This window comes from Pseudomonadota bacterium, assembly GCA_030860485.1.
Classification (GTDB): domain Bacteria; phylum Pseudomonadota; class Gammaproteobacteria; order JACCXJ01; family JACCXJ01; genus JACCXJ01.
Map to the genome: position 1 here is coordinate 1 of JALZID010000097.1, position 3,159 is coordinate 3,159.

4 protein-coding genes are annotated in these 3,159 nt (G+C 61.2%); all 4 read left to right on the forward strand.

What is annotated here, in order from left to right; all coding sequences use genetic code 11:
• The first annotated feature begins 109 nt into the window (after positions 1–109).
• Entirely contained in the window at positions 110–1,801 is a 1,692-nt protein-coding gene (locus M3461_05705) for a BREX-1 system adenine-specific DNA-methyltransferase PglX (GenBank protein MDQ3773880.1), read from the forward strand.
• Complete coding sequence (locus tag M3461_05710) at positions 1,798–2,058, forward strand: UPF0175 family protein (GenBank protein ID MDQ3773881.1); 261 nt, start codon at positions 1,798–1,800, stop codon at positions 2,056–2,058. The genes M3461_05705 and M3461_05710 overlap by 4 nt, the downstream gene beginning before the upstream one ends.
• A complete protein-coding gene (locus M3461_05715; protein MDQ3773882.1) occupies positions 2,051–2,596 on the forward strand; it encodes a DUF3368 domain-containing protein in 546 nt (181 codons plus the stop codon). Before M3461_05710 ends, M3461_05715 begins: the two co-directional genes overlap by 8 nt.
• 291 nt (positions 2,597–2,887) lie before the next feature.
• A partial coding sequence (locus M3461_05720; GenBank protein ID MDQ3773883.1) for an IS110 family transposase occupies positions 2,888–3,159 on the forward strand: 272 nt, incomplete at its 3' end.

Consider the following 3,159-nt stretch of genomic DNA (forward strand, 5'->3'; position numbering starts at 1 on the left):
TCTTTTGCTTAAAGGCTGGATATCACCGGTGGTGATGTCCAGCGCAACGCTACAAACTCTCTGCAACCCTGTATTCTACGCCCTTTCCTGACGACCCGCATGGATATTTATGCAACTGGAGGGTAGAGCCGCGCCGGATGCTTCTGCCTTCAAGATCAATCGTCTTTTCAATGGTACGGGATATTCGCCTTACACAACGACGCTTATTGATTTCGCCATCTCAGGTGTCGAACCCGAAGAACTCCCAATGGACTCATCGACCCGGAAGAGCGGTCTGGGCCATCATCGGCAAGCAGGAGTTTGTTTCGGGAAGCGCGGGGAATTTCTGACGGCGCACCTGCTTCCAGCCGGTCATATCTTCACGGTTGAAGGGCAAGCAATTCCCGTCGAGCGCGAGGAAGACGCCCTGGACATCCTCGCGTACCTAAATACGCCTCTGGTTCGATTCTCGATTAACAAGTACTGCGGGCAGCACAAGTACTCGGGCTACGTAAATCTTCTTCCATTTGTTCGTCTTTCCGAGAGTAGCGAGGCTCGCGCAATGGTCAGCCGCGCGATCAATGCTTCCGAAACTGCAAGAAAGTACGACGAAGTCCAGCACCTGTTCGAAGGTGTCTCTTCAGTTCGGAGTTTCGAGGATTGGGCAGACGAAGTGCGACTTGCCGTCGAAGCTGCTCGGCAGACAGCGGTCGACTGCGAAGGCTATTGCGAGAGGCAATTGCGGGAACTGCTTGCCGTCTCCGACGAAGAAGCCCTGGTGATAGACCGCTTTCGAGAGACACAGCCGCCTTGCGAACCAGCGATCGAAGACGCCGACATCGATTCCGGGTGCAGATGGATTGCGGCGCATAGTCTCGTTTCGTTCGCCCTGGGATGCGTCTTTGGCCGGTGGGAATTGCGCGAAGAATTAAAGAACACCGATTTTTCGTTGACGCGAGCATTGGAAAAGTTCGGACCGTTTCCGCCTGCCATGCGGCGAGCGGGACCTCATCTCGACGCGCACGAAAGAGCGATTCTCGTTTACGACCCAACGCATGGCGATCACATTGAGGACCGGTTGAGAGATCTGCTCTCCGTCTTGTTCTGCGGAAGCTTGACGGAGAATGAGTCTCACCTTGCGAGTGCGCTGCAAACGGACTCGTTGAGTGAGTACGTGCGCCGCTCAGACGGCCTGTTTGGTGACCACTTGCGGAGGTACTCGAAGAGCCGTCGCAAGGCGCCAATCTACTGGCAGCTGGCGACGCCATCGGCGGCTTACTCGGTTTGGCTCTACCTGCACGCCTTCACCAACGACACGCTCTACAAGGTTCAAAATGACTACGTGGCCCCGAAGCTCGCGCACGAGCAACGCAAGCTCGAGTCGCTGTGCCGCGACGTGACCGAGACCCCAAAGGCAGTAGAGCGCAAGGCCCTCGCCGCGCAGGAGACGTTCGTCGACGAGCTCCGCGCCTTCCTCGAAGAGGTGAAGCGAGTCGCGCCCCTTTGGAATCCGAACCTCGACGATGGTGTCATCATCAACTTCGCGCCGCTCTGGCGCCTCGTGCCGCAGCATAAGCCCTGGCAGAGGGAACTGAAAGCCAAGTGCGACGAGCTCGCCGCGGGCAAGTACGACTGGGCGCGCCTCGCGATGCACCTCTGGCCCGAGCGCGTGGTTCCGAAGTGCGCGACCGACCGAAGCCTGGCGATCGCCCACGGCCTCGAGGAGGTTTTCTGGGTCGAGGGTCCCGACGGGAAGTGGCAGCGCGGTGGGCGAGGACGCAAGGCCCATGTGGACACCCGTATAGACAGGAGAAGACCATGATTCAGATCACGTTCAGTCTCGACGAGGGCGCTCTCTCGAGCGTGCGGCATGATCCCGACACCTTTACTCGCGAGTTGCGCATCGCGGCCGCCGTGAAGTGGTACGAGCTGCACCGCATCAGCCAAGGGCGAGCAGCGGAGATCGCGGGCCTGTCGCGCGCGGAGTTCATCGACGCGCTTGGCCGGTACGGGGTCTCGCCGTTTCAACAGACTGCCGACGAAATCATTGCCGACGCCGAAGAGGCCGGCCGTGGCTGAGATCTGGGTGGTCAACGCATCACCGCTGATCGCGCTTGCCAAGGTTGGACACGTCGACCTCCTCGCTACGCCCGGCCGGTCCGTGATCGTGCCCGAGGCCGTAGCCGAAGAGATCCTTCGAGGACATGCCTACGACCCTGCGCGGCGAGCACTGGAGGCTGGCCTGGGCGCGGACGTGCGGCGCGCGGCCCACGACCCCGAGGTCGTGGAGTGGAGCCTGGGGGCCGGCGAGTCGGCCGTGCTCTCGCTGAGCCGAGCGCTGGGTGCCCTCGCCATCCTCGACGATCGCGAAGCGCGGGTCGCGGCACGGACGCTGGGAGTTCGCTTCTCGGGTACGCTCGGCATCGTCGTGCAGGCCGCCCGCGCGGGCCGGATTGGTTCGGCGGTGCCGCTGATCCGAGCGGCTACGTTCTGCTGGCCTGTACCTCAGCGACCACGCGGTTGCCGACGCCCTTCGCCGGCACCTTGGCGAGAGCTGGGAACCCTGACATGCACCCGCTCCACGACTACGTGGCGAAGCAGCTTGCTGAGCGCCTGAAGGCCCGGCGCGTTGTCGTTTGGTACGATGTTCGGCGTGAGTTCGCTGCATTCGTCGACGAGATCCGGGGAGGGCCCAGGTCGCAGAGCGGTGTCGGCCCCGTCATGTTGGCCGGAAGCCACCCACGGTGGCCACGGGCGCCTCCAGCAGGCTCTTGAGCGCCGCCTTTACCGACGGAGACGTGCGCTCGCGCACGAGCTCATCGACGGAGCGCGTGGGAATAGATGCTATGTAGGGCCACCCAGGCTACCCTTTAGGCGCATTGGTTAACCAATCCAAAGGAGAGCGAAGATGAATCGAGTGGCCCTACAGAGTAAAGATAACGCAGTCGAGGGGGTGTTGTACATGGCGATGGAGTTGAGCGACAAGTGTTGGAAGCTCGTGTTTAGCGATGGGGGTGAGAAGCGGCGACATGAGACGATGGAGGCGGGACACCGTATGGAGTTGGTCGAAGCGATCAGGAAGGCCAAGGAGAAATTCGACCTCTCGTCCGAGGCAAAGGTGGTGAGCTGTTACGAGGCGGGCCGCGATGGCTTCTGGTTGCACCGTTACTTGGTAACTCT

What these genes read in the sequence shown, in the direction of transcription:
- M3461_05705 (MDQ3773880.1), top strand. Translation starts at nt 110, where the DNA reads ATGCAACTGGAGGGTAGAGCCGCGCCGGATGCTTCTGCCTTCAAGATC.
- M3461_05710 (MDQ3773881.1), top strand. Translation starts at nt 1,798, where the DNA reads ATGATTCAGATCACGTTCAGTCTCGACGAGGGCGCTCTCTCGAGCGTG.